Origin of the sequence: Pseudarthrobacter sp. 1G09, from assembly GCF_050038305.1 — a bacterium.
GTDB lineage: Bacteria > Actinomycetota > Actinomycetes > Actinomycetales > Micrococcaceae > Arthrobacter > Arthrobacter equi.
Map to the genome: position 1 here is coordinate 2,771,665 of NZ_CP188306.1, position 23,172 is coordinate 2,794,836.

At 64.6% G+C, this 23,172-nt stretch carries 24 protein-coding genes; 4 read left to right on the forward strand and 20 right to left on the reverse strand.

Features of this window, described 5'->3' with window-relative positions:
* Nucleotides 1–20: 20 nt before the first annotated feature.
* Nucleotides 21–1,718, reverse strand: a complete 1,698-nt coding sequence (locus ACP3TD_RS12740; protein ID WP_426763341.1) for a hypothetical protein — start codon at nucleotides 1,716–1,718, stop codon at nucleotides 21–23.
* Nucleotides 1,719–1,919: 201 nt separating this feature from the next.
* On the opposite strand from ACP3TD_RS12740, the gene ACP3TD_RS12745 reads away from it, so the two are divergent.
* Nucleotides 1,920–3,230 (forward strand): AI-2E family transporter, encoded by a 1,311-nt coding sequence (locus ACP3TD_RS12745; RefSeq protein ID WP_426763343.1) that lies wholly within the window; start codon nucleotides 1,920–1,922, stop codon nucleotides 3,228–3,230.
* Nucleotides 3,231–3,266: 36 nt separating this feature from the next.
* Here ACP3TD_RS12745 and ACP3TD_RS12750 read toward each other — a convergent pair whose 3' ends face one another.
* Together ACP3TD_RS12750 and ACP3TD_RS12755 are read right to left on the reverse strand one after the other, a co-directional pair.
* Entirely contained in the window at nucleotides 3,267–4,067 is an 801-nt protein-coding gene (locus tag ACP3TD_RS12750) for an alpha/beta hydrolase (RefSeq protein ID WP_426763345.1), read from the reverse strand.
* A 71-nt stretch (nucleotides 4,068–4,138) separates the two neighbouring features.
* Complete coding sequence (locus ACP3TD_RS12755) at nucleotides 4,139–4,492, reverse strand: ATP/GTP-binding protein (RefSeq protein WP_426763346.1); 354 nt, start codon at nucleotides 4,490–4,492, stop codon at nucleotides 4,139–4,141.
* A 117-nt stretch (nucleotides 4,493–4,609) separates the two neighbouring features.
* Between ACP3TD_RS12755 and nucS the strand changes: the two genes are divergently transcribed.
* Together nucS and ACP3TD_RS12765 are read left to right on the forward strand one after the other, a co-directional pair.
* The gene (gene nucS, locus ACP3TD_RS12760) at nucleotides 4,610–5,305 is read left to right on the forward strand and encodes an endonuclease NucS (protein ID WP_426763347.1); all 696 of its coding nucleotides are present in this window, start codon (nucleotides 4,610–4,612) and stop codon (nucleotides 5,303–5,305) included.
* Nucleotides 5,306–5,602: 297 nt separating this feature from the next.
* Nucleotides 5,603–5,806 (forward strand): cold-shock protein, encoded by a 204-nt coding sequence (locus ACP3TD_RS12765; protein ID WP_011692441.1) that lies wholly within the window; start codon nucleotides 5,603–5,605, stop codon nucleotides 5,804–5,806.
* 157 nt (nucleotides 5,807–5,963) lie between these two features.
* Here ACP3TD_RS12765 and ACP3TD_RS12770 read toward each other — a convergent pair whose 3' ends face one another.
* The 14 genes from ACP3TD_RS12770 to ACP3TD_RS12835 all read right to left on the reverse strand — a co-directional run bounded on the left by ACP3TD_RS12770 (nucleotide 5,964) and on the right by ACP3TD_RS12835 (nucleotide 19,415).
* Nucleotides 5,964–8,498 carry a bifunctional lysylphosphatidylglycerol flippase/synthetase MprF gene (locus ACP3TD_RS12770; RefSeq protein WP_426763349.1) on the reverse strand — a complete coding sequence of 845 codons (2,535 nt, stop codon included), beginning with the start codon at nucleotides 8,496–8,498 and terminating at the stop codon, nucleotides 5,964–5,966.
* Entirely contained in the window at nucleotides 8,495–9,805 is a 1,311-nt protein-coding gene (locus tag ACP3TD_RS12775) for an alpha/beta hydrolase (RefSeq protein WP_426763351.1), read from the reverse strand. Before ACP3TD_RS12775 ends, ACP3TD_RS12770 begins: the two co-directional genes overlap by 4 nt.
* 4 nt (nucleotides 9,806–9,809) lie before the next feature.
* A complete protein-coding gene (locus tag ACP3TD_RS12780; RefSeq protein WP_091721137.1) occupies nucleotides 9,810–10,241 on the reverse strand; it encodes a DUF2550 domain-containing protein in 432 nt (143 codons plus the stop codon).
* A gap of 10 nt (nucleotides 10,242–10,251) precedes the next feature.
* Nucleotides 10,252–10,536: a F0F1 ATP synthase subunit epsilon gene (locus ACP3TD_RS12785; RefSeq protein ID WP_091721140.1), complete on the reverse strand. Its 285-nt coding sequence runs from the start codon at nucleotides 10,534–10,536 to the stop codon at nucleotides 10,252–10,254.
* Nucleotide 10,537: 1 nt separating this feature from the next.
* Nucleotides 10,538–11,992 carry a F0F1 ATP synthase subunit beta gene (gene atpD / locus ACP3TD_RS12790; protein ID WP_426763353.1) on the reverse strand — a complete coding sequence of 485 codons (1,455 nt, stop codon included), beginning with the start codon at nucleotides 11,990–11,992 and terminating at the stop codon, nucleotides 10,538–10,540.
* An 83-nt stretch (nucleotides 11,993–12,075) separates the two neighbouring features.
* Nucleotides 12,076–12,966, reverse strand: coding sequence for a F0F1 ATP synthase subunit gamma (locus ACP3TD_RS12795; RefSeq protein WP_426763354.1), 891 nt, complete (start codon nucleotides 12,964–12,966; stop codon nucleotides 12,076–12,078).
* 73 nt (nucleotides 12,967–13,039) lie between these two features.
* Nucleotides 13,040–14,677 (reverse strand): F0F1 ATP synthase subunit alpha, encoded by a 1,638-nt coding sequence (atpA, locus tag ACP3TD_RS12800; protein WP_091721148.1) that lies wholly within the window; start codon nucleotides 14,675–14,677, stop codon nucleotides 13,040–13,042.
* A gap of 77 nt (nucleotides 14,678–14,754) precedes the next feature.
* The gene (locus ACP3TD_RS12805) at nucleotides 14,755–15,582 is read right to left on the reverse strand and encodes a F0F1 ATP synthase subunit delta (protein ID WP_426763355.1); all 828 of its coding nucleotides are present in this window, start codon (nucleotides 15,580–15,582) and stop codon (nucleotides 14,755–14,757) included.
* The gene (locus ACP3TD_RS12810; RefSeq protein ID WP_056085167.1) at nucleotides 15,582–16,136 is read right to left on the reverse strand and encodes a F0F1 ATP synthase subunit B; all 555 of its coding nucleotides are present in this window, start codon (nucleotides 16,134–16,136) and stop codon (nucleotides 15,582–15,584) included. The genes ACP3TD_RS12805 and ACP3TD_RS12810 overlap by 1 nt, the downstream gene beginning before the upstream one ends.
* Before the next feature lie 51 nt (nucleotides 16,137–16,187).
* A complete protein-coding gene (gene atpE / locus ACP3TD_RS12815) occupies nucleotides 16,188–16,406 on the reverse strand; it encodes an ATP synthase F0 subunit C (RefSeq protein ID WP_011775261.1) in 219 nt (72 codons plus the stop codon).
* A 95-nt stretch (nucleotides 16,407–16,501) separates the two neighbouring features.
* Nucleotides 16,502–17,302: a F0F1 ATP synthase subunit A gene (gene atpB / locus ACP3TD_RS12820; RefSeq protein WP_056085165.1), complete on the reverse strand. Its 801-nt coding sequence runs from the start codon at nucleotides 17,300–17,302 to the stop codon at nucleotides 16,502–16,504.
* 81 nt (nucleotides 17,303–17,383) lie between these two features.
* Entirely contained in the window at nucleotides 17,384–17,722 is a 339-nt protein-coding gene (locus tag ACP3TD_RS12825) for an AtpZ/AtpI family protein (protein WP_426763356.1), read from the reverse strand.
* Nucleotides 17,715–18,197, reverse strand: a complete 483-nt coding sequence (locus ACP3TD_RS12830) for a hypothetical protein (protein ID WP_426763357.1) — start codon at nucleotides 18,195–18,197, stop codon at nucleotides 17,715–17,717. Before ACP3TD_RS12830 ends, ACP3TD_RS12825 begins: the two co-directional genes overlap by 8 nt.
* 105 nt (nucleotides 18,198–18,302) lie before the next feature.
* Nucleotides 18,303–19,415 carry an MraY family glycosyltransferase gene (locus tag ACP3TD_RS12835; protein WP_426763358.1) on the reverse strand — a complete coding sequence of 371 codons (1,113 nt, stop codon included), beginning with the start codon at nucleotides 19,413–19,415 and terminating at the stop codon, nucleotides 18,303–18,305.
* A gap of 289 nt (nucleotides 19,416–19,704) precedes the next feature.
* On the opposite strand from ACP3TD_RS12835, the gene ACP3TD_RS12840 reads away from it, so the two are divergent.
* Nucleotides 19,705–20,601, forward strand: coding sequence for a glycosyltransferase (locus ACP3TD_RS12840; RefSeq protein ID WP_426763360.1), 897 nt, complete (start codon nucleotides 19,705–19,707; stop codon nucleotides 20,599–20,601).
* A 36-nt stretch (nucleotides 20,602–20,637) separates the two neighbouring features.
* Here the strand turns inward: ACP3TD_RS12840 and ACP3TD_RS12845 are convergent, their stop codons facing one another.
* Genes ACP3TD_RS12845 through prmC form a run of 3 tightly spaced genes read right to left on the reverse strand, consistent with a single transcriptional unit; the run spans nucleotide 20,638 to nucleotide 23,168 of the window.
* Nucleotides 20,638–21,396, reverse strand: a complete 759-nt coding sequence (locus ACP3TD_RS12845) for a WecB/TagA/CpsF family glycosyltransferase (protein WP_426763361.1) — start codon at nucleotides 21,394–21,396, stop codon at nucleotides 20,638–20,640.
* Nucleotides 21,396–22,289 carry an L-threonylcarbamoyladenylate synthase gene (locus tag ACP3TD_RS12850; protein ID WP_426763362.1) on the reverse strand — a complete coding sequence of 298 codons (894 nt, stop codon included), beginning with the start codon at nucleotides 22,287–22,289 and terminating at the stop codon, nucleotides 21,396–21,398. The genes ACP3TD_RS12845 and ACP3TD_RS12850 overlap by 1 nt, the downstream gene beginning before the upstream one ends.
* Nucleotides 22,290–22,301: 12 nt before the next feature.
* Nucleotides 22,302–23,168, reverse strand: a complete 867-nt coding sequence (gene prmC / locus ACP3TD_RS12855; RefSeq protein ID WP_426763363.1) for a peptide chain release factor N(5)-glutamine methyltransferase — start codon at nucleotides 23,166–23,168, stop codon at nucleotides 22,302–22,304.
* Nucleotides 23,169–23,172 lie beyond the last annotated feature (4 nt).

The following is a 23,172-nucleotide window of genomic DNA, read 5'->3' on the forward strand; positions in this document are numbered from 1 at the left end:
GGACTACTTGGTGCGGGCGGTTATTTGAAGCTGGCGCCCACGAGCCCGCGGGTTGCTGCCACAAGCTTCATGGGATCGGAGGACCCTGCCGGCGGCACGTAGACCGCCACCGACTCGGCGAAGCTCAGGACCATGCCCGTGGTGGTTTCCTTGCCTCCGGCCAGGGCTGCAGCGTCGTCACCAATGGAGAGCTTGTCCCCGGCGGCCTTCGGGGTTCCTTCGAAGCCGAAGTTGATGCGGCCCAGCACCAGTGCGCCGCCATCTTCGGTGCGGAACACCACGGTGCCTTCGGGGGCCACCTTGTGGGTGAAGGAGAAGTTTCCGTTTTCGCCGGCCTTGACCACCTCGGCCTGGTAGGACAGGGTGTCGGCAATGTACGGCGAGGACTCGCCTTCCACGATCTTGTCCTTGAACGCCGAATCCGCATTGCTGAGCCGGTCGGCCAGGCCCGACAGGGCCTCTTCCCCGGTGTACAGCAGGCCGGTCTTGTCCTTGGCTTCCACGGTCTCGGTGCCGTTCCGGCTGATGGCGGGGAACGTGGTGCCCGGCTGGAGCGGCGTGGTCTCCATGAGCTTGTAGTTTTCCCGCGGGGACTTCTGGACGAGGGTCAGCAGCTGGGGAACCACGTTGCCATCGCCCTGGGAAACGGCGAGGACCGAGCGCGGCCATCCGCGGTCCGTGGTGACCGCCGTCGTCAGGAGCTTGGTGGAGCGGACCGGCATGCGGGGCTCATACGAGCCCACCTGCGAGCGGATCTTGTAGTTTGAGGTACGGACTTCCAGCTCCGTACCGCCCACCCGGTCAGCCAGTTTGGCAGCATCCTTGGCCGCGTCGCCGGCGTCGGCAGCACTGGACACCTGCTCCAGGATGCGGCGGAACTGCACGTCCAGCAGGACGGGGGCGGCGTTTCCACCCTGAGCGGCCGAGGCCGAGCCCGTGGGAGCGGGGGCAGGCGATGTGGCGGCGGTGGCGGCAGTTCCCGTGCCGGCCAGTACCGCAGCGGCCACGCCGGCGGCCGCCATGGTGACCCTGGAGGAGGAGCGGGCCTGCTTGCGGGCACGGGCACGCTGGGCGAATCCGCTGCCCTCGCCGTCGCCGTCACCGTCGCGCCGGCGGGCCGAGAGCACTGCGAGGACAATCCCGCCAAGGATGAGCAGCGCGCCGAGGACCATCAGCGGGATGGCCCAGGGGGTGGCGGTGTCGTTGGGGAAGGTCATCGAGACAGTCGCGGGAGCAGCCTTGGTTCCGTCAGCGGCCAGCAGCAACGTCCAGTCACCGTCCGCGGGAGGCGTCCAGGAGTATTCGAGCTCACCGCTGGCATTCTCCGTGGTGACCCAAAGGTCGGATCCTGCAGGGTTGGGTGCCGTGGCTTCACCGTCGGTATGTTCAACCTGCAGGGACTTGCCGTCCTCGGACGTTCCCGTGATGGTGTTGTGGGCAGCGGTGCCCACCCATGCCTCAACGTCATCGGGCCGGCCCGCGGCAAGCATGAAGTTGCCGTCGCCCTGGACATCGATCTTGACGGTTCCGCCGTGGAGGGTCCGCAGCTTCTGGTCGAAGACGGTCAGCGGGGCAGCCGTAGCATCGGCCGGCGCAGACGCCGTAAAGGTCTCGGAAGGGGCCCAGATGGTCTTCTGGCCGATACCGGCCAGAAGTGTCAGGAGGCCGAGCAGCACAAGTGCGGCTGCAGTCTTTAAACGCAAGGGAACACCTATCATCAGCGGGGTTTAGCTTCAATAGTAACCATTTTGTTACCACGAGCCCCAGTTCAGGCCCGCTTTAAGGCTTTCCGGCAGACCGCGGCAGGCGTCTCCGCGTGCTCCTCCGCAGGTGTTGACAAGCCTGCTGATAGTGTTTGCGATGATCATCACACCGGCCCGCCAAGGCGGTGCCATGCACGGAACAGGCGCCAAAAACCAGTGACTGACAAGACGGACGAGCCCTCCCGGGCAGCAGGCGATCCAAGGGACGTTGGGCCGTCGCCCGCGGTCCCCCAGGGTTCCGGAACTGCCGGCCGGAAAGGTGCCGCCGCAGCAGCGCTGGGCTTCCTCGCCCGCCGCCTTCGCCAACCGCTTCCCGGCGCGCAGCCCCGGCTCCGCTTCGAGATGCCCCCGGAATACTCCCAGCAGGACCAAACCGCCGAGGACCCCGACGGCGTGGCGCGTCCCCAGTACGGCGCGCCCGGGCCACGGATGTCCCCGCAGCATCCCCTCTACATGGGCTTCATGGGGACAGTCGGCGTCGGGGTGGCACTGCTGGTCTACTGGATCGGATCCCACACCACCCAGTTGCTCCTGTGGATCGTTGCGGCGCTCTTCATCGCGCTGGGCCTGGAGCCTGTGGTGAAGTGGCTCGAGAACCGGAAGATCCCCCGGCCGGCCGGAATCCTGTTGTCAGTCTCCGTGTTGATTGTCGCCGTCGTGGGCTTCTTTGCAACCCTGATCCCTACGATCGTCCAGCAGGTCACCGAGATAGTGCAGCAGGCGCCCACGTGGGTGCGGGACTTCATGAACTCGGATCTTTTCCGCACCCTTGACGACCAGTTCGGCGTCCGCGACCGCATCGCCGAAGAGTTGAACAAGTTCGTCAACGATCCCAACGCCGTAGGCGGAATCGCCGGCGGCGTCGTGGGGTTCGGCTCCACGGTGGCCAATGGCCTGTTCGGCGCCCTGATTGTCCTGGTGCTCAGCCTCTACTTCCTCGCTGCCCTGCCGGCAATGAAAAAATGGGGTTACCGGCTGGCTCCGCGCTCCCGCCGGCACCGGGTGGAGGCGTTGTCGGATGCCATCACCAAGTCCGTGGGCAACTACGTGATCGGCCAGGCCTGCGTTGCCCTGCTCAATGCCACCTTCGCCTTCATCGTGATGTCGATTGTGGGCATCCCGTTCGCCCTGCTGCTCGCGTTCGTGGTGGCATTACTTGCCTTCATCCCGCTGGTGGGTGCCATGATCGCCGGTGTTGTCGTGGTCCTCATCGCCCTGACCGTGGGCTGGCAGACGGCCGCCATCTACGCCATCTGCTACTTTGCCTACCTCCAGTTCGAGGCCTACTTCATCTCGCCGCGCATCATGCAGAAGGCCGTGGCCGTTCCCGGTGCCGTCGCGGTCATTTCCGTGATCGCCGGCGGCAGCCTGCTGGGGGTCCTGGGCGCCCTAATCGCGATTCCCACGGCGGCTGCCATCCTGCTCCTGATCAAGGAGATCTACATCGTCCGGCAGGACCAGCACTAGCCTGACAACCGCAGGGGTACCCGCTTCGGGGACGGGTCAGGAAGCGGCAGTCGCCGCGGGCCCGTCCCACTCCGTCGGCAGTGCAGCGGCGTTCCCGTCCGTTGCGGACACCCGCCCCACGATCTCGTTCAGGACCCGCCCGGCATACTTCTCGCCCACCCACAGATGCTTTGCACCGTCCACGCCCAGCACGTGCGCTTGGGGAACCAGGCTGAAGCGGGCTGCCGCCTCGGCGGGCCGGAGGAAGTCATCGTGCTCCGGCACCAGGACCGTCAGCGGTTTGCCCGACTCCGCCCACAGCTGCAGGTGCTTCTCAGTGGCCCGGTGCAGCGGCGGGGACAGCAGGACAGCCCCCTCCACCTGCGATGCCACAGGTTCGATGGCACCGTACATCAGGGCCAGTTCCGTGCCGAAGGACCAGCCCACCAGCCACCGGTTGGGCAGTCCGCGTTCGACGGCGAAACGGACCGCCGCTTCCACGTCGTGGCGTTCACCGACGCCTTCCTCGAACGCACCCGTGCTGGTGCCCCGGGGGGAGCCGGTGCCGCGCGTGTTGAAACGCAGCACGGCGATGTTGGCCAGCGCAGGCAGCCGGTAGGACGCCTTGCGGTAAACGTGCGAGTCCATGAAGCCGCCGTGCGTGGGAAGCGGGTGCAGCGTGATCAGCGTGGCCCGGACCTCGCCGGATTCCGGCAGGGCGAGCTCGCCCACCAGCGTGTGCCCGTCGGCTGTCTGCAGCTCGACGTTTTCGCGCCTGGCCGGCAGGACCGTGGAGGCCCGGATGGGAACGGGGCCAGCGGCCTGGCTGAATTCGTACGACGCCGGATCAAAAGTCATGCCTGCCAGCTTAGCGACAGCGGACGGTCTCCACGGCCCGGGCTCCCCTGCGCCAGCTGTTCAGTGCCGCGTCAGCGGTACCTGTAGCTGCGCGAATTCCAGCAGTTCGTGTGCCAGTGGCGGCGCTCGGCGAGGCCGGCGGCGGCACCGAACAGGTGATCGTCCTTCCAGACCACCAGGTGTGCCACCCCGGGCAGCACGGCGGTGGAACATTCGGGGCAGATGTAGGTCTTCGCCGCGTTACGCGCTGTCATGCTGCGGACCATCCATTCCCCGTCCGGGGCACTTTCCCGTCGGGCGATGCCTGCCCGGGCCCGTTCGAGGTCCAGTTCGGGAACGTCACCGTTCCCCTTTTGTCCGGTTCCCCGCCCGGTTGCCGCAGGCTTCCCGGACACGGGACGGCGGGGACGGTTAGAGCGCGGCATGCATCCATTCTGCCCCAGCGGGACGGGGCGCTGCTGCAGCCTCTCCGCGACGGGTGGTGCACTGCCGCCGGCGTCCCCGTCGTCCTTCCCGCTCCGGCACCCGGTAGTGTGTACGGCGTGCGACTTGTGATTGCCCGATGCTCCGTTGATTATGTTGGCCGGCTCAAAGCCCATCTCCCCCTCGCCACCAGGCTCCTGCTGGTCAAGGCGGACGGCTCTGTCCTTGTGCATTCAGACGGTGGCTCGTACAAGCCCCTGAACTGGATGAGTCCGCCAGCCACACTCCGTGTTTCGTCACCGCAGGACGTTGACCTGGAGTTGGGAGTCGCGGAGCAATGGACGGTCCAGTCCGCCAAGACGGATGACCGGCTGATCATCAATATCCATGAAAAGCTCAGCGAAACCTCGCACGACCTCGGCGTGGACCCGGGCCTGATCAAGGACGGCGTGGAGGCGGACCTCCAGCGGCTCCTTGCCGACCAGATCGAAACGCTGGGAACAGGCTATTCGCTGATCCGGCGCGAATACTTCACGGCCATCGGTCCGGTGGACATCCTGGCCCGGGACGGCGACGGCGCAACCGTGGCCATCGAGCTCAAGCGGCGCGGGGACATCGACGGCGTGGAGCAACTCACCCGCTACCTTGAGCTGTTGAACCGCGATCCCCTCCTGGCACCGGTGCGCGGCATTTTCGCCGCCCAACAGATCAAGCCGCAGGCCAAGGTCCTCGCCAACGACCGCGGGATTGATTGCGTCACCCTCGATTACGACGCAATGCGCGGCGTCGACGACAGCGAATCACGGCTCTTCTAATGCCGCCTGACTTTTCAGGCATTGGCCAATTGTGTCCGGACAAGGCATGCACCCCGGTTTTTACCTAAAATTTGTCCGATTCCGCCGCCGAAGCGTTGACCTGCGGGAACGGGCATGAAATTCTTAACTCAGTCTTTGTGTAGGTGTTTTTCATGCTCGCAAGACATGTTGCGAGCGCGAAGCTCCTGCAGGGCCAGTTCCCTTTCCGGACGGCTATTCAGGATTCTTCTCGCGGAGTGACCAAGGCCGGTACGAAGTGTGCCGATCCTAAGAAAGTTCCACAATGAGGAGAAATAAATGGCACAGGGAACTGTGAAGTGGTTCAACGCGGAAAAGGGCTTCGGCTTCATCACCCCGGACGACTCCGACGGCGACGTCTTCGTCCACTACTCCGAGATCCAGACCGGCGGCTTCAAGACCCTCGACGAGAACCAGCGCGTTCAGTTCGAAATCGGTCAGGGTGCCAAGGGCCCGCAGGCCACCGGCGTTACGCTCGTCTAGTCTACGGACAGACTGCTAAGCCTGATTAGCAAAGAATGGTCCCCGGCACAATTGCCGGGGACCATTCTTTTTGCCCGCCGCATTGTCTGGCCAGCGCCAAGCCCTTGCTTTATGCGGCCGCGGCCCGGGCGTTATCCGGCATCGAACGCTGGCCTTATCAGACTAAATTCCGGACCAGTCTCGCGCCCTGGGGCAAGGACAGGCCTGGCAGGTAGGCCCGGGTGAGCGCACGGCCGATCGCCGGCAGCTGAAGAGGGTCCTGGTAGTAGAGGTACAACGCCCGGTACTCGGGCTTGAAACGGGACTTGAAGGCCGCCAATGACCGGAAGCCATAAACGGGTTCCAGCGCGTGGCCCACCAGGTCCAGGATGCGGACCAGGTTCTTGGCTCCCCCCTGGGCGGTGTCCTCGGCTCCCCCGTCATTCGCCAGCGGCGAACCGGACAGCGAAATCACCTCCACGGAATCCCGCAGTTCCAGGACAGCGGAGGCGATCAGGAATTCCATCACGCCGGGGAAACCCTCGGCGCCCCGGCGCATCACGTCCAGCGTCCGGCTGACGAGGCGGCCGTCGTCGTACACGGGAAGCCAACTGGTGAACCCGTGGACCCTGCCCTCACCGTCAACGGCGAGGCAGCACAGCACCTCATCGTCCTCGAGCTCATCCACGCTGCCAAGGGTGAACCCCATTTCCGGAACGGACTTTCCGGCGGCCCATTCCTCGGACACTTCGTTCAGCCGGGTGCGCAAGGCGACCGGCAGCCCGCTGTAAGGACCCCAGACGGCATGCACCCCCAGCTTGGCTGCCCGGTTCAGCGCCGTCCGGACGTTCTGCCACTCCTTGCCCTTGAATTCCAGCTCCCGGATGGCCAGCCGGGTTTCCTGGGCCACCGATACGCGGGAGAATCCACGCTCACGCAGGACCGGCCAGACCGTGTCGTCGCAGGAATACAGTGCGGGAATCAGTGCCTCGCGCCGGCAATGGGCAAGGAATCCCTCTGTGACGGCCAGCTGGGATCCGGCGGGGCCGATGGCACAGCCGAGAGTGAGGGCCACGCTGCCGTGCTGTTGGTAGGCCATGGCACCCTGGCCGTCCGGGCTGAACCAGTACGTGTTCGGTTCCCACAGGGCCATCCAGGAGAGCGGGCCGCCGCCCTGGTGGAGCAGCGTCCGGGCCCGTGCCCTGTCCTGCCGGCCGGAGTCGTGCCCGTGGTTTCCGCCCAGCAGCGCCCACCACACCGCTGCCAGCGCGATGAGCCAGAATACCGGCCCGGAATACGCGAAGAGGAGAGCCTCCACGGTGTTCCGGTCCGCGAAGACACGGTGGTAATGCTGCGGAATCGGCACCGGTACGTACTGCCGGGCCAGCTCGGCAAACAGGCCCAGCACGCCGCCGTCGCGGGACATCCCGCCCGAGGCGAACCACGCGGTGGCGTAGCCGGCCGCGAGCACTCCCCAGGAGCCGCCCACCAGGACGGCAAGCGTGCGCCGGGCGGTGGGCAGGGTCTGCACCCGGAACTGCCTCCGGTTCAGCCATAGGATGACGGACAGCAGCAGCGGAACCACCACCAGCGGAAGCACATGCGCAAATGCAGAACCCATGGGTGCCGCGTGCGGGCCCTGCGGCCGGGACGGAACCAGGGCGAACAGTGCCAGGTACACCGCGGCCAGGGCCGTCACGGCCAACTGGATCGCCAGGGCAATGTTCAGCGCCATCCTGCGTCCCCGGCGCATCCCGTCGGCGCAGATCAGCAGCAGGACCACGGGAACAACTGCCAGCGCCAGGCCGAACGGACCGGCGAAACCTGCCCTTCCCGCTTCGAGGCAGGATGCCTCCACGGTGGCCCCGCAGTTGAACGCCAGTTGGCCAAGCGTGGGCAGCGGATTCAGGACGACGTCCCGGAGCAGTGCGAGCGGCCCGGTGGGTGCCCGGGTGATCCCGGTGAGGATGGGCCCGACGGCGAACACGGCCACCATCAGGGCCAGCAGGTTACGGGCCTCCCGTCCGGTGGAGCGGTGCCGGTGGAGCCTGCCTTCGTCGCCTTGGATCCACCAGCCCACCAGCAGACCCAGCAGCGCGCCCAGGAGGCCGATCACCGTCTCGGCATGTCCCACATACAGGACGAGCAGGAGCGAGATCGAGAGCGCCGCGGTCCGCAGGCGCCGCTGCCAGAGCACCGGCAGCCGGGCGCTGCCCGCCATGCCTGCGGCGAGCACCGGGGCGTAGGGGCCAATCAGGATGACGTCGGTCATAGTGTCGAGCCATCCGTCCCCCACATAAGCCGCGAGCTGGGTGACCAAGAGGAACAGCGTGACGGCCGCGAATTGTCCGCCCAGGAACAGCGCAGCGGCAGCCCGGAAACCAAGTTTCCGTTCGGCCAGGCCCAGCAGCACAATGATCATCAGTGCGGCCACCACATAAGCAGTGGGGTTGGTGGCGAAGAAGAGGCTGGTGAACAGCGACCACCAGCGCCCCTCGCGCAGGCCGGGACCGCTGACGCCGGCCACATCCAGCAGCTGCTCGGACGGGCCGGCCAGGAAGCTGTCCGTGGCCGCGCCGGTCCCTACAAACAGGGCAAGGATGGCAAGCGTGAACGGCATGGCCTTCAGCCCCGCCGCTGTCCTGCCCAGCATCGGCCGGACCACGGTGTCCCAGGCCAACGCCATGGTCCGGGTGTCCTGTCCGCCGCTCATCCCCCGGCCCCCCACTGGTCTGCGAGGAACTGCAGGGCATCGCCGAACCGCCGGGACGACGTGTCCCACGAGTGCCCAGTGTGCTCCACCTCGTAGGCGCGCACGGTGAATCCGGCCTCCTGGGCAGCGGCTGCCAGGGTCCTGAGGTAGCCCACAAATTCAGTATCGTTCTGCCCGGCCGTCAGGTACAGGCCATGGCCGTCAAAACGCTTGTCCGCCATGATGGCCAGCGGCGTCTGCCGCAGGAACGCCTCGGGGTCACCCGGGAAGGCGGCGTCGATGGTTTTCTGGCGTTCCTTGGCGATGGCGGGCTCGGCTTCCGCCGAGAACGCCAGGACCTCGGGGAACAGGTCAGGGTGGCGGGTTCCCAGCTGGATGGCGCAGGTCCCGCCGAAGGAGAATCCCCCTACCGCCCAATGCGCATGGTCCGTATCCACGGCAAGGGTGGAGCTGATCCACCGCGGCACATCCTGCGACAGGTAGGTATCAGCGTGGGCGATCTGGCTGTCCATGCACATGGTGTTGGCGTTCTGCGACCCGTTGGCGTCGGGGACCACCACCACGGGAGCCACGCCGCCGTGCACGGCAGCAAAGGAGTCCATGTGGCCGCGGAGGGCTCCGCCGGTCAGCCAGTCGGCCGGACCGCCGGGCTGGCCGGCAATGAGGACCAACACGGGCAACGCCGGACGGTTCTGTGCAAAGTAGGCCGGAGGAAGGTAGATAAAGGCGTCCCGGGTGTCCATGCCGGAGATGGTGCCTGGAATGGCGGCCTTCCGCAGGACTCCCCCGTCCGGGATGTCCCCTTGCGGACGCCAGCCCTGCAGCGCTACGCCGTCGGGCGCTCCCGCCGGCCGAACGAGGTTCTGTTCCAGGGCAGGAATGCGGGCCAGGGCGGTCCCCATCAGGTCGCTCACCGTACGGTTGAGGCCGAAGTAAGCGTTGATTTGCACGCTGGACAGGGCGATCACCAGCAGTGCGGCCGCCAGGCCACCGCCACGGCGGCGCCAGGAGTTGCGGGGCAAGAGGAACAGCCAGAGGAGTACCGCGGCCACAGCGGGCACCAGCCACAGAAGGACCGGATCAGGGATGTTTTCGGGGAAAACGGAATAGAGGTTAATCAGCGCCCAGTGGACGGAGGCCACCAGCGCAAAGGCCATTGCAACGGCGGCAATGACCCGGTAGAGCCAGCTTAGCGGTCCGTGGGGCGGCGGTGGCAGGAGGAGGAACGCGGCGCCGGCGAGGCCCAGGATCAGCGAGCCCCAGTAGAGGGGGCCGTCGGTCAACCGGACGTCAAGGATCCAGTCCACGCGTCTAACGCCAGGTGCCGATGCCGATGACCGGCCCGGCTTCCAGCCACGACGACAGACCTGTATAGGCATCGAACTTCATGGCGAGCCGCAGGTCCTGGCCCTCGTAGCGAAGCTCCACGATGACGACGTCGGGCTGTACCTTGACGGCTTCGGCCTCGGTGGGCTTGCGGCGGCCAAGGAGTTCAAGGGAATGCCGCTTGAACTTGTGTTTTGGGCGGACACTGAGCGAGAGCAGCCGGAACCACTCCAGGTCGTTGTCCTGATAACGACAAACCCCCATCTGCCAGCTGTTTCCAGCCATGCAAATGGAGGCGTCCACCGTGCCGAGGGCACGCCGCAGGTTAAAGCGGCGCACCCCCGAAAGGCACAGTGCAAAAATCAGCAATCCAAAGGCGATTGCCAGTGCGATGAACGAAATACCTGGTGCGTCCATCAAGGTCGTGCTAGCGGATCCCAGCGGTAGCCGAGCCGCCAAGCTGGGCGTTGTCAGCAACGATGACTACCCGGTTGTTGTCGACGGAGAAGAACCCGCCGTCAACATCGACCGAAATACGGTCCCCGGACACCGGCTGGATCGCGAGTTCACCTTCGGCCAGGATCGCCAGCAGGGGCGAGTGGCCGGGCAGGATTCCGATCTCACCATCGCTGGTGCGGGCCTTGACCATCGTGGCCGCTCCGGACCACACGAAGTGGTCCGCTGCGACAATCTCAACCTCAAGCTCAGCCATATTACTTGGTCTGTTCCTGGATCTTGGCCCACTGGCGCTCGACGTCATCGAGGCCGCCGACGTTGAAGAACGCCTGCTCCGCAATGTGGTCGAGCTCGCCGTCGCAGATGGCCGTGAAGCCTTCCACGGTGTCCTTGATGGAAACCGTGGAGCCTTCGACGCCGGTGAACTGCTTGGCGGTGTAGGTGTTCTGCGAGAGGAACTGCTGGATACGGCGTGCACGCGACACGACGATCTTGTCCTCTTCGGAGAGTTCGTCAACGCCGAGGATGGCGATGATGTCCTGGAGTTCCTTGTTCTTCTGCAGGATCTGCTTCACACGGACAGCCGTGTTGTAGTGGTCCTTGCCGATGTACTGAGGGTCCAGGATTCGCGACGTGGAGGTCAGCGGATCCACGGCCGGGTACAGGCCACGGGATGCGATTTCACGGGAAAGTTCCGTGGTGGCATCCAGGTGCGCGAACGTGGTGGCCGGGGCCGGATCGGTGTAGTCATCTGCGGGAACGTAGATTGCCTGCATCGAGGTGATGGAGTGGCCCTTGGTGGAGGTAATGCGTTCCTGCAGGAGACCCATTTCGTCGGCCAGGTTGGGCTGGTAGCCCACGGCGGACGGCATGCGGCCGAGCAGGGTGGAAACCTCGGAACCTGCCTGCGTGAAGCGGAAGATGTTGTCGATGAACAGCAGCACGTCCTGGTTCTGGACATCGCGGAAGTACTCCGCCATGGTCAGTGCGGACAGTGCAACGCGAAGGCGCGTTCCCGGCGGCTCATCCATCTGGCCGAATACAAGGGCGGTGTCCTTGAGGACGCCTGCCTCTTCCATTTCAACCCAGAGGTCGTTGCCCTCACGGGTACGCTCGCCAACACCGGCGAACACGGAAGTACCACCGAAGTTGCGGGCAACACGGGTGATCATTTCCTGGATCAGAACGGTCTTGCCCACGCCGGCGCCGCCGAACAGGCCGATCTTGCCACCCTTGATGTACGGGGTGAGAAGGTCGATGACCTTGATGCCGGTTTCCAGCATCTCCGTGGAGCCTTCGAGCGAAGCGAAGCTGGGTGCCTTGCGGTGGATCGGCCAGCGTTCGCTGATGTTCAGTTCCGACTCGGTAACGTCCAGGGGCTGGCCCAGCACGTTGAAGATGTGGCCCTTGACGCCGTCGCCAACGGGGACGGAGATCGGGGCGCCGGAGTCCACCACTGAGGTGCCGCGGACCAGTCCGTCAGTAGCCTGCAGGGAGATGGCGCGGACGAGGTTGTCACCCAGGTGCTGGGAGGTCTCGAACGTGATGGTTTTGGTCTCACCGTTGAGAGTAATCTCGGTGGTGAGGGCGTTATAGATGGACGGGATTGCGTCAGCCGGGAATTCGACGTCGACAACCGGGCCGATTACGCGCGCAATACGGCCGGTGGCACCGGACGTTGCGGCTACGTGTTCGGTAGCAGTGGCAGTCATCTCTCTCACTTCACTCAGTAGATGGCGTGGGGTTAAGTTTATCTGTTGTGGTGCAGGTTCCGCGGAAACCGGGGCAGTGCAGGCTAGGACGCAAGAGCGTCGGCACCGGCAACAATCTCGGAGAGCTCCTGCGTGATCTCGGCCTGGCGGGCCGTGTTGCGCAGACGCGTGTACTTCTTGATCAGGTCGGTGGCGTTGTCCCCTGCCGACTTCATCGCGCGCTGGCGTGCGGCCAGCTCGGATGCGGCGGCCTGCAGCATTGCTGCAAACAGACGTGACTCGATGTAGCGGGGCAGCAGCGCGTCGAGGACCCGTTCGGTCTCCGGCTCGAACTCGTACAGCGGCAGCAGGTCCGACTCGGAGGCGGCTTCTTCTTCCACTACCTCAAGCGGCAGCAGGCGGATGACCGTGGGCTCCTGGGTGACCATGGACTTGAAGCGTGTGTAGACAACATGGATTTCGTCCACGCCGCCGTCTTCGAAGTCCGCAGCAAAGTCGGCCAGCAGTGCGGCGCCGATTTCACGCGCGGTGCTGAACTCGGGTGCGTCGGTTCCTCCGGTCCAGACCCGCGCATATTCGCGGTTCCGGAAGTCGAAGTAAGCCTGGGACTTACGTCCCACGAGGTAGGTCTTGACTTCCTTGCCTTCGGCGTGGAGCAGCTCGTTGAGACCTTCCGCCTGCTTGAGGACGCTGGCCGAGTACGAACCTGCCAGGCCGCGGTCCGAGGTAATTACCAGGACGGCGGCACGGCGGATCTGCTCCGGCTCAGTGACCAGCGGGTGGTCGATTTCGCTTTGGCTGGCGACAGCAGAAACGGCGCGCGTGATCGCGTTCGCGTAAGGCAGTGAAGCTGCTACGCGCGCACGGGCCTTCCCGATGCGCGAGGTAGCGATCAGTTCCATCGCCTTGAAGATCTTGCGCATCGACGTGGTCGAGCTGATCTTCTGGCGGTAGACCCGGATCTGGGCTCCCATACTTATCCTTTCCTAACATTCCGTAAACCGGGTGTGCCGGACCCTGCGGGCCCGGCACACCCGGCCATCGGAACTAGCGCTTCTGCTTGACGATCTTTTCCTGGTCGACTTCGCCCTCGGAGATGGCGTCATGTGCCTCGTGGCCTGCGCCCACCAAGTGGTTGTCGCCTTCGCCGAAGAAGCCCTTCTTGAAGTCGATGATGGACGACTTCAGAGCCGCTGCGGTGTCATCGTCCATCACGTTGGTCTGCGCCAGCGTGGTGAGGATGGAGGACTTGTGCTTGAGGTGCTCCAGGAACTCGGTTTCGAACCGGTTCACATCCTCAACCGGAACGTCATCCAAGTGGCCGTTGGTGCCTGCCCAGATGGAGACAACCTGGTCCTCAACCGGGAACGGTGAGTACTGGCCCTGCTTGAGCAGTTCCATCAGGCGGGCTCCACGGGTGAGCTGCTGGCGTGACGCGGCGTCCAGGTCCGAGGCAAACATGGCGAACGCCTGCATGTCGCGGTACTGGGCAAGTTCCAGCTTCAACGTGCCGGAGACCTTCTTCATGGACTTCACCTGCGCTGCACCGCCAACGCGGGACACCGAAACGCCCACGTCGACTGCGGGACGCTGGTTGGCGTTGAAAAGGTCCGACTGCAGGAAGATCTGGCCGTCGGTGATGGAAATGACGTTGGTCGGGATGTAGGCAGATACGTCGTTCGCCTTGGTCTCGATCAGCGGCAGGCCCGTCATGGAACCGGCACCGAGCTCGTCGGAGAGCTTTGCACAACGCTCCAGGAGACGGGAGTGCAAGTAGAAAACGTCACCCGGGTAGGCTTCGCGTCCCGGCGGGCGGCGGAGCAGGAGGGACACGGCGCGGTAGGCTTCAGCCTGCTTGGACAGGTCATCAAACACGATGAGGACGTGCTTGCCGCCGTACATCCAGTGCTGGCCGATCGCGGAACCGGCGTACGGTGCCAGGTACTTGAAGCCGGCGGGGTCGGATGCGGGAGACGCCACGATGGTGGTGTACTCGAGCGCGCCGTTGTCCTCGAGGGTCTGGCGGACAGCGGCAATAGTGGATGCCTTCTGGCCGATCGCCACGTAGATGCAGCGGACCTGCTTGGTCACATCGCCGGAAGCCCAGTTGGCCTTCTGGTTGATGATGGTGTCGATCGCAATGGCCGACTTGCCGGTCTGGCGGTCACCAATGATCAGCTGACGCTGGCCGCGGCCGATCGGAATCATGGCGTCGATGGCCTTGAGACCGGTCTGCATCGGCTCGTGCACCGACTTGCGCTGCGTCACGCCGGGAGCCTGGAGCTCCAGGGCACGGGTGGCTTCAGCCTTGATCTCGCCGAGGTCGTCGATGGGCACGCCCAACGGGTCGACTACGCGGCCGAGGAAGGCGTCGCCCACGGGCACGGACAGAACCTGTCCGGTGCGGTGGACTTCCTGGCCTTCTTCGATACCGGTGAAGTCGCCGAGGATGATGACGCCGATTTCGCGGACGTCAAGGTTCTGGGCGAGGCCCAGCGTGCCGTCCTCGAAGCGCAGCAGCTCGTTCGCCATGACCGAGGGAAGGCCCTCAACACGGGCGATGCCGTCACTAGCGGTGGTTACGCGGCCGACCTCTACGCGTTCTGCGTTTCCGGGTTCGTAGGACGCCGCGAACTCGTTCAGCGCATTACGGACGTCGTCGGCGTTGATGGTCAATTCGGCCATCTGCAGTCCCTGCTCTCCTGTTTTGTGATCACCGTCAGGTGACCGGGGTTTCTATCAGTTTGGTTGTGCTTGTCCGGCTAGCCGGCCAGCTGGCGTTGCAGCTCGCCCAGGCGGCTGATGACCGAAGCGTCGAGCACTTCGTCACCCACCTGGACGCGGATGCCGCCAATGAGTGCCGGATCAACGTTGATGTTGACCTTCAATTCCCGTCCGTACAGCGCGTTCAGGCCCGCCTGGAGGCGGGACAGCTGCGTCGACGTCAGGGGACGGGTCACGCTGACCGTTGCAATCCAGCGCTGCTGCTGCTTGGCCGCCAACTCGGCGAACCGTTCCACCAGGCGCGTCGCCTTGATGCCGCGGGGCTGGGTGACTGCCTGGGTAATGAGGACTTTTGCTTCCTCACTGGCACCGGGCACCAGCTTTGCGGCAAGGGCAGCTTTGGCTGCCCCGCTGGCCTGGGGTTCGGACAGAGCACGTTGTACCTCGTGGCTGGACGCCACGGCCTGGTTGAAGGAGAACAGGTCGTTCTCCAGTTCTTCCAGGCCAGTGATGCCGGAGGCAGAAACGGCCGACTTGTTTTCAGCAACGGAAATGACCACCGTTGCGGCAAGAGTCTCGAGTGCATCGCCGATGTCCCGCGCAGATGCCCAGCGTGAACTGGCCAATCCGCCCGCGATCTCTGCAGCATCAGCGGAGACTTTTCCGCCAACCAGCTGCCTGACCAGCGCCGACTTTTCGTCACCGTTACGGGACGGGTCAGTCAGGGCGCGGCGCAAGCCAGCCGAGCTGTCCACCATTCCCAGAATTCCGAAGAGTTCCTTAGCCAGCTGCAACGACGCGGTGGGAAGCTTTACTTCCAGCGCGGCCAGTGCTGTTGCCAGCGATTCGCTCGATACGCCTGCCATTACTTAGCTGCACCTGCGCTCTGGGTCTCCAGATCTGCCAGGAACCGGTCCACGACCCGTGCTGCGCGGTCGTCGTCGTTGAGCGATTCGCCAACGATGCGGCCGGCAAGGGTGGTGGCCAGGGTGCCAACCTCGGAGCGCAGGGACACAACGGCCGCCTGGCGCTCGGATTCGATCTGTGCGTGTGCCTGCGCAGTGATGCGGGCAGACTCGGCAGCAGCCTTCTCCTTGAGGTCCGCGAGGATCTGCGCACCTTCGGCGCGTGCTTCCTCACGAATGCGGTTTGCTTCGGTGCGGGCGTCGGTCAGCTGCTGCTTGTACTCTTCGAGTGCAGCAGACGCCTCAGCCTGGGCTTTTTCAGCCTTGGCAATGCCACCTTCGATGGCTTCGGCTCGCTCGGCAAAGGTCTTCTCGAACATCGGGACAACAAACTTGACCACGATGAACATGAGAATCGCGAAGCCAACCAGGACAACGCCCATTTCCCAAAGGTTGGGAACGAGGGGGTTAACCTTTTCGCCTTCAGTGGCGGCTGAGATGATCAGCTGATTCATATTTCACCCGTCCTTATCTACTCGGTTCTGAATGTTCGCTTCGCGCCAGGACTAGGAAAGGACGAAAGCGAAGACGAGACCAAGGATGGCGAGGGCTTCGGTCAGTGCCAGACCAAGGAATGCGATCGGCTGCAGCACACGCTGAGCCTCCGGCTGACGTGCCACACCGTTGATGTAAGCGGCGAACACGAGACCCACACCGATACCACCGCCGATGGCCGAGAGGCCATAGCCGATGAGGTTGAGGGAGCCGTTGATTGTGCCTTCCATTTTTCTTCCTTTCAAGATGCCACCCATGTGGCAGGTTGTTTGGGTTGCTTCATCCCCGCGAGGGGAAGATTTGTGTGTGCCTGTCGGCAGGGCGCCTAGTGGCTGTCGGCGTGCAGGGCGCCTTCGATGTAGATCGCCGTCAGCAGGGTAAAGACGTAAGCCTGCAGGACCATGATCAGGGCCTCAAGCATGTACATGGCGATCGCACCGGCGAGCACCAGGACAGAGGTGCCCTTCAGGAGGATGCTTTCCTGCATGACCAGGTATTCGATGCCGGAACCGGCGATCATCACGATGAGGTGGCCGGCCAGCATGGTGGCGAACAGACGGAGGCTGTGCGTCACGGGCCGGACGACGAAGTTGGAGATGATCTCGATCGGGATGACGATCGGCAGGATGAACCAGGGAACACCCGACGGGACGGTGGCCAGCTTGAAGTAGCGCAGGCCGTTCTTCTTGACGCCGATGGCGATCCAGGTGAAGTAGACGATGCCGGCCAGGACGTATGCTCCGCCGACGTGCGAGAACGTGGGGAGCTGGATGACCGGGATGGCGCCGTAGATGTTGTTCACCAGGATGAAGAAGAACAGGCTGAACAGCAGGGGCACGTACTTGATAAAGTCGCGGCCGCCGATGATGTCCTTGGCGATGCCGTTGCGGACGAAGCCGTAGGCGGCCTCGCCGGCGAACTGGAGCTTGCCGGGTACCAGCTGCTGCTTGCGTGCAGCCAGCACGAAGAAGACGGCGATAAAGACGACAGAGAGGAGGACCAGCAGCATCTGCTTGGAGAATCCTTCTGCGGCACCCCACGGCAGGATTGCCGGCAAATGCATTTCGTTAATACCAGGAGGTGTAAACTCTCCTGAATCTTGGGCCGGGAGCGCAAGCGCGATCAACGCGTTTCCTCTCTGCAGTGTCCATCATTGGGCGTTGGGCGGGGAGCAGGGGCCTTGCGGCCTGAAGTTCCCCCTGTGAAATTATTTGGCATTCGTGCCGCCGTCCTGGGACGGACCGCTGGCAGCAGGACGATCACCAGTGTTTTTGCGGGAACTGGTGAGGCCATGCATGTGGGAAAGGTAAAAACCTCCGACGGCTCCAAGCAGAGCGCCTGCGAGCACAATCCAGCGCGTTCCCCACAGAAAATCCAATCCCCACCCTATCAAACTCCAGACGATGATTCCGCCAATAATGTAGCTGAAGACGGCCATCCCGGCGTTGTATCCGCCGTCGGTGTTTTCGCTGGAGACGCCGGGCGCAGGACTGCCCTGCGCACGGCTGCCGTTACCGGCAGCGCCACGTTTCCTTGAGTTACGCACGGGGCTCCCCCTTGTCCTCTGGATCGTTGTAGATCTGAAGGCGGACTTTGCTGAAACCATAGATTTCGGCCGCCTGCCACAGGACGACGGCCACTACGGCTCCGGCGACGAACCAGCGGTCTTGCAGCCATTGGGGCGCCCCCAGCACGAACATCACAATGGCGAATCCCACGACTTTGAAGAAGTAGGTGGCCACGAAGACGCCGATGGCACCGGAGGGGTTGCTTCGTCCAACGAAGTGGCCAACCAGGAGGCTGATTCCAAAGAACAGCATCACCAGCAAACCGCCCAAAGCACTTGAGAGTGCTGCGGCACCACCGTTGAGGAACATCGCGGTTGCACTGCAGAGGACCAGACCTATTGCCGCGGCAGCGGCACTGATCTTTAGCAGGTGCAGCCACAGCGACGCGGTGGGACCCGAAGCACCAACATGTCCTTTGCCGGACGCAGGTCCGGGCTCGGCGTTGGAGGTCATTCGATCCCAATCGTCGGGGGCATTTGGCGGGGAGCCAGCAGGGTGGAGTGGCAGCTTGTGCTGCCCCTAAATTCTACACGAGATAGAAAATGTTTCCGCACGGCGTTACGTGGCTGGTTCCTCGCCGCTGCGGGACAGGTACGGCCACGCCGTAATCAGGCCCATGACCAGGGTGGCGAACAGGTCAACCGCGAGGACGATCTGCCAGGGGAAGATCGCAAAGGCGAGCCCGCCGAAGGACAGCACCACTGTCCACAAATACATAAGGATCACGGCCGTGCGGTGCGAGTAACCGATATCGAGGAGTTTGTGGTGCAGGTGCCCGCGGTCGGCAGACCACGGCGAACGTCCGCGTGCGGTGCGCCGGACCACGGCGAGCCCCAGGTCCAGCAAGGGCAGGAAGAGCACGGCGAACGGAAGCAGGATGGGGATGACCGTGGAAATACCGTTGGCCCGGTCATACAGGCCCGAGCTGATCTGCCCCGTGGACACCACACCTGCCGAGGCCATCAGCAGCCCGATCAGCATGGCTCCGGAGTCCCCCATGAAGATCTTTGAGGGGAACCAGTTGTGGGGCAGGAATCCGAGGCAGCCGCCTACGAGGACCGCCGTAATGAGCGTGGCAAGGTCTGAGTAATCCAGCAGGACTGCATTGCGGTGTACCCAGTAGGCCGTGACGAAAAACGCCGTTCCGCCGATCACGGCCACTCCTGCGGCAAGACCGTCCAGGCCGTCGATGAAATTGAAGGCGTTCATGGTGGTGACAATGAGCCCTGCGGTCAGCACCACCCGGAGCGTTCCGTTCTCCAGGTAGATGGGTTCGGGAACCCAGGGAACGATGGTCATTTGTACGCCCCAGGTGGCCACGATAAGGGCAGCCACGCTCTGGCCGATCAGCTTCACCCACCAGCGAATGTCCAGGAGGTCATCGGCCACACCCACCAGGACGATCACCGCGGCCCCGGCCAGCACTCCCCACGGCGAGAAATTGTTCCGGTAGATGTCCTTGACGAAGAAGGACTGGCTCGCGACGATCAGTGCCACCATCACACCCAGGAAGATGGCAACGCCGCCAAGCCTGGAAACGGGGGTGGAATGCATGTCGCGGCTGCGGATGGGCTGGTGCAGTTCGAGCCTGTGGCCCACCACCCGGGCACCCCAGGTCGCGGCGTAGGACACGACGGCGGCCGTCAGGCCCATGAGCAGGTACATGATCATGGGGTGATGGCCGTTTCAGAATTGAGGGGCCCGGGAATGGACCGCCGCGCCGGCGGCAGGTCCGGGATAGGTGGGCTCACTGGCCGGGAATCTGTTCTCCGATAAATGAAACTTCTCCGTCGCCGAGCGCGCAGCAGACAGTACGCAGATAGCTTTACGCAGTGCCTTACAGGGCTGTATTACAGTGGACTCTAGTCAAAGATACTAGCGCCAACGGCGTCATGGCTCCGCGCCACACTCGCGCAGAAGGAGCAGGGAAACCCCTGACAGCCATGCTGAAAGGACCCCCATGACCGCCCGCATTGCAGTTGCAGCCGTGACCTTCGACCGTCCGAAGGAGCTCGCGGTACTGCTGGATTCGATCAAGGCCCAGACGGCCGCAGTGGACACCATTTGCCTGGTTGACAGTGGCACAACACCGGCGCGCAGCATAGCGGAACAGCATGCCAACGTGGACTATGTCCGGTCCGAAGCCAACCTTGGCGGGGCCGGCGGGTTTGCCCTCGCGGCCCTCAAGGCGGTGGCCAGCGGTGCCAAGTGGATCTGGATGATGGACGACGACGCCGTGCCCGCCGATCCTGAATGCCTCGCCACGCTGGTGCGGGAGGCCGAAGCCCGCGACCTGGAGGCTGTGGTTCCGCTCGTGACGGCGCCCGGGCAGCCAGACAGGCTTTCCTTCTTCTTCCGGCTGGACGGCAAGGTCACCCACGACCGTGCCGAGGTGGAGAAACTGGGGTTCCTTCCCGACGACGGGCACTTCTTCAATGGCGCGCTCATCCGGTCCGACGTGTTCTTCAAGGTGGGCCTGCCCGACATGCGCCTGTTTATCCGCGGCGACGAGGTGGACTTCACCATCCGCCTCCGCCAGGCAGGGATCAGGTTTGGAACAGTCACCACCACAGCCATCACACACCCGCACGCGTTTTCCGAAACCCAGCACGTGTACGGCGCCGGATGGCACGTCATCGTTCCGGAGTCGGCGTTCAAGCGCTATTACTACTACCGCAACCGCGGGTACCTCATCCGCCGGTATTTCCGGGTCCGTTCGTTCGTTGCGGACGTAGGCGGCTACCTGGGGTACTTCGTGCAGCGCCGTGACCTTCCGGGGCTGCTTGCCTGGGCCAGGACCTTCAGCGCCGGCCTGCGCGGTAAAGGATTCGGCCCGCTGGAGGACCAGAAGTTCTAGCGGTACTCCCCGTGCAGGGGCTGCCGGATGAGCCCGTTAACCCTTGCGGGATAACCGGCGCGTTGCCAAGAGCCACAGCAGGACCCAGGGCTCGCCGAAAACACGGTAGGCAACGCGGCGCGGGTGCAGCAGCAGCCGCCAGGCCCACTCAAGGCCCAGCCGGCCGAGCCAGCGGGGCGCCAGCTTCTGGATCCCGGCCAGCTGTTCGATGGCACCACCCACGGCGCAGTAAATGGCCGGCGGCAGGCCGTCGAGCCGACGCTGCAGCACTTCCTCCTGCAGGGGCATGCCCAGGCCCAACAACACCAGCTGCGGCTGCTCGCGGTGCAGCCAGGCGACGGCGGCGTCCTCCAGTTCAGGGTTCCAGTCCTCGCCCGGAAAACCTTCCACCCGGGCACCGGGAACGATGGCCTTCAGCCGGGCGACCGCACCGGAATTGGCTTCATTGCCGGCGCCCACCACGGCAATCCGCTCGAGGCCGCGCACCTGGTCAAGGGCGGGCAGCCAGTCGGTGGAGCCAAGCCGGTAGTCCATGACGGGACCCGCCGCATGGCCGGTCCTCCCCCACAGCCACAGCACAGGCGCACCGTCCAGGAGCACGATGTCACTGGCCTCGTAGAGCCGGCGAAACCCATCATCGGAGAGGGTGAGCGTGACGCTGTGGAGGTTGTGTCCCAGCACCGTCCGGGTGGAGCCGTCCTCGATGAAGCGGCTGAGCTCCTTAACCAGCTCGGGAACCCGCAGCGGCGTGGCGTGGACGTCCAGGACAGGAATCTGCTGGCGGTCCAGTGCCATCAAGGCTGCTGTTCCCTGGCCGGTGCGGCGGCATCCGCCGGCTCGGCCTTCCCGGCAACATCAGCGGTGGCGGACTCAGCATCGGCAGACTCGGTATTGGCAGGTTCAGCAGTAGCGGGCCCTGCGCTGGAGGACTCAACACCGGCAGATTCACCGTTGCCCGCTTCGTTGCCGACGATTCCCCCATCCGCCGGCTCTGCTGCCTCGGCCGGATCCTCCTCAGCCATCGGAATCTCGCCGAGGCCCAGGACGCCCGGAACGTGCTCGCGAAGCTCGTCGAGGCTGACCGCGCCGTTGCGGACAACGCGGAGGCGGGGCCCGGTGGCATCAACAATGGTGGAAGGAACAGCGTCCGCGCCCTCAGCGGGGCGGAAGCCGCCTTCCAGGTAGACCTCCACGGAGTCCGCCAACTGCTCGCGCGCCGCCGCGGCGGTCTGTGCCGGGGCGTGTCCGGTCCGGTTTGCTGAGGATACGGCCAGGGGGCCGGTGAGGGTCAGCAGCTCCTGCGCAATTTCATCGGCCGGCATCCGCAGCGCCACAGTTCCCTTGGTCTCGCCAAGGTCCCAGTCCAATGAAGGCTGGGCGTGGAAAATGAGCGTGAGGCCCCCGGGCCAAAAGGCTTCCGCCAGCTTCCGGGCCTCCGCTGAAATATCCGTGGCCAGCCCGTCCAGGGCGTTGATGCGGGGAATCAGTACGGGCGGCGGCATGGTGCGGCTGCGTCCCTTGGACACCAGGAGCATGGTGACGGCCTGCGGCGAGAAGGCGTCGGCGGCGATTCCATACACGGTGTCCGTGGGCAGGACCACGCATTTTTTCTCGCTGATGGCCCGCTGGGCATGTTCGAGGGCCTCGGCGCGCTGGCTGTCGGTGCTGCAGTCGTAGGTTGTGGTCACAGGCCTATTCTTTCATTCCGTGTGGCCAGGTCCGGCAAGGAAGGCGCTGGTGGCGCGCTCTTTGCCGTTCAGGTCCACGTGCGTGCTGATACCGGTCCAGGCTCCCTGCCTGACAAGCATGGCAGCGATCCAGCCGGCCTGGACTTCGGCGTGTTCCATCACAAAGTAGCCCCCGGGCCGTAGAAGACGCCCAGCGGAGACCGCGGCCGCCGTCGGGAGCTCCATACCGTCCGCTCCCCCGCCGTACAGTGCCTCCGGCGGGTCGTGCAGCGCCACTTCGGGTTCGTTGGGGATGGCTTCGGCGGGGATGTAGGGCGGGTTGGAGATCACGACGTCGAAGGTTCCGTTCAGCTCCGGAAGTGCTGTCCGCAGGTCCCCCAGGACGAGGTGGACGCCAAGGGGTTTGAGGTTCCGGGCCGCCCAGGCGTGGGCCAGCAGACTGAATTCGACGGCGTGGACTTCGGCGCCGGGAACCTCATGTGCGATGGAGCCTGCGATGGCGCCGGACCCTGTACCGAGGTCCACGATCCGCGGCGCGTCCATTCCCGCCACATGGTCGATCACCAGCTGGACCACCGATTCAGTCTCGGGACGGGGAATGAAAACACCCGGGCCTACCGCCAGTTCCAGATACCTGAAGTGGGCCACCCCGGTGATGTGCTGAAGGGGTACACGGCCTGCCCGTTCCGCCACAAGTTCGTCATACCCTTCTGGCGCCGGGGTGTCGCCCAGCATCAGTGCGCGGAGCCGGCCCAGCCCCACCTGGAGCAGGTGGTCGGCGAGGAGCTCGGCGTCAACGCGGGGGCTGGGCACACCGGCCTCGCGGAGGACAGCGGTTGCCGCACTGACGGCGTCAGCGAGGGACTGGCCTGCACTCATGAGT

Coding starts and splice junctions, on each gene's coding strand:
- prmC (WP_426763363.1), bottom strand. CDS start 23,168: ATGAGTGCAGGCCAGTCCCTCGCTGACGCCGTCAGTGCGGCAACCGCT.
- ACP3TD_RS12810 (WP_056085167.1), bottom strand. CDS start 16,136: ATGAATCAGCTGATCATCTCAGCCGCCACTGAAGGCGAAAAGGTTAAC.
- ACP3TD_RS12805 (WP_426763355.1), bottom strand. CDS start 15,582: ATGGCAGGCGTATCGAGCGAATCGCTGGCAACAGCACTGGCCGCGCTG.
- ACP3TD_RS12750 (WP_426763345.1), bottom strand. CDS start 4,067: ATGACTTTTGATCCGGCGTCGTACGAATTCAGCCAGGCCGCTGGCCCC.
- atpA (WP_091721148.1), bottom strand. CDS start 14,677: ATGGCCGAATTGACCATCAACGCCGACGACGTCCGTAATGCGCTGAAC.
- ACP3TD_RS12780 (WP_091721137.1), bottom strand. CDS start 10,241: ATGGACGCACCAGGTATTTCGTTCATCGCACTGGCAATCGCCTTTGGA.
- ACP3TD_RS12840 (WP_426763360.1), top strand. CDS start 19,705: ATGACCGCCCGCATTGCAGTTGCAGCCGTGACCTTCGACCGTCCGAAG.
- ACP3TD_RS12835 (WP_426763358.1), bottom strand. CDS start 19,415: ATGATCATGTACCTGCTCATGGGCCTGACGGCCGCCGTCGTGTCCTAC.
- ACP3TD_RS12740 (WP_426763341.1), bottom strand. CDS start 1,718: ATGATAGGTGTTCCCTTGCGTTTAAAGACTGCAGCCGCACTTGTGCTG.
- ACP3TD_RS12770 (WP_426763349.1), bottom strand. CDS start 8,498: ATGAGCGGCGGACAGGACACCCGGACCATGGCGTTGGCCTGGGACACC.
- atpD (WP_426763353.1), bottom strand. CDS start 11,992: ATGACTGCCACTGCTACCGAACACGTAGCCGCAACGTCCGGTGCCACC.
- ACP3TD_RS12785 (WP_091721140.1), bottom strand. CDS start 10,536: ATGGCTGAGCTTGAGGTTGAGATTGTCGCAGCGGACCACTTCGTGTGG.
- ACP3TD_RS12830 (WP_426763357.1), bottom strand. CDS start 18,197: ATGACCTCCAACGCCGAGCCCGGACCTGCGTCCGGCAAAGGACATGTT.
- ACP3TD_RS12755 (WP_426763346.1), bottom strand. CDS start 4,492: ATGCCGCGCTCTAACCGTCCCCGCCGTCCCGTGTCCGGGAAGCCTGCG.
- atpE (WP_011775261.1), bottom strand. CDS start 16,406: ATGGAAGGCACAATCAACGGCTCCCTCAACCTCATCGGCTATGGCCTC.
- ACP3TD_RS12765 (WP_011692441.1), top strand. CDS start 5,603: ATGGCACAGGGAACTGTGAAGTGGTTCAACGCGGAAAAGGGCTTCGGC.
- ACP3TD_RS12795 (WP_426763354.1), bottom strand. CDS start 12,966: ATGGGAGCCCAGATCCGGGTCTACCGCCAGAAGATCAGCTCGACCACG.
- ACP3TD_RS12845 (WP_426763361.1), bottom strand. CDS start 21,396: ATGGCACTGGACCGCCAGCAGATTCCTGTCCTGGACGTCCACGCCACG.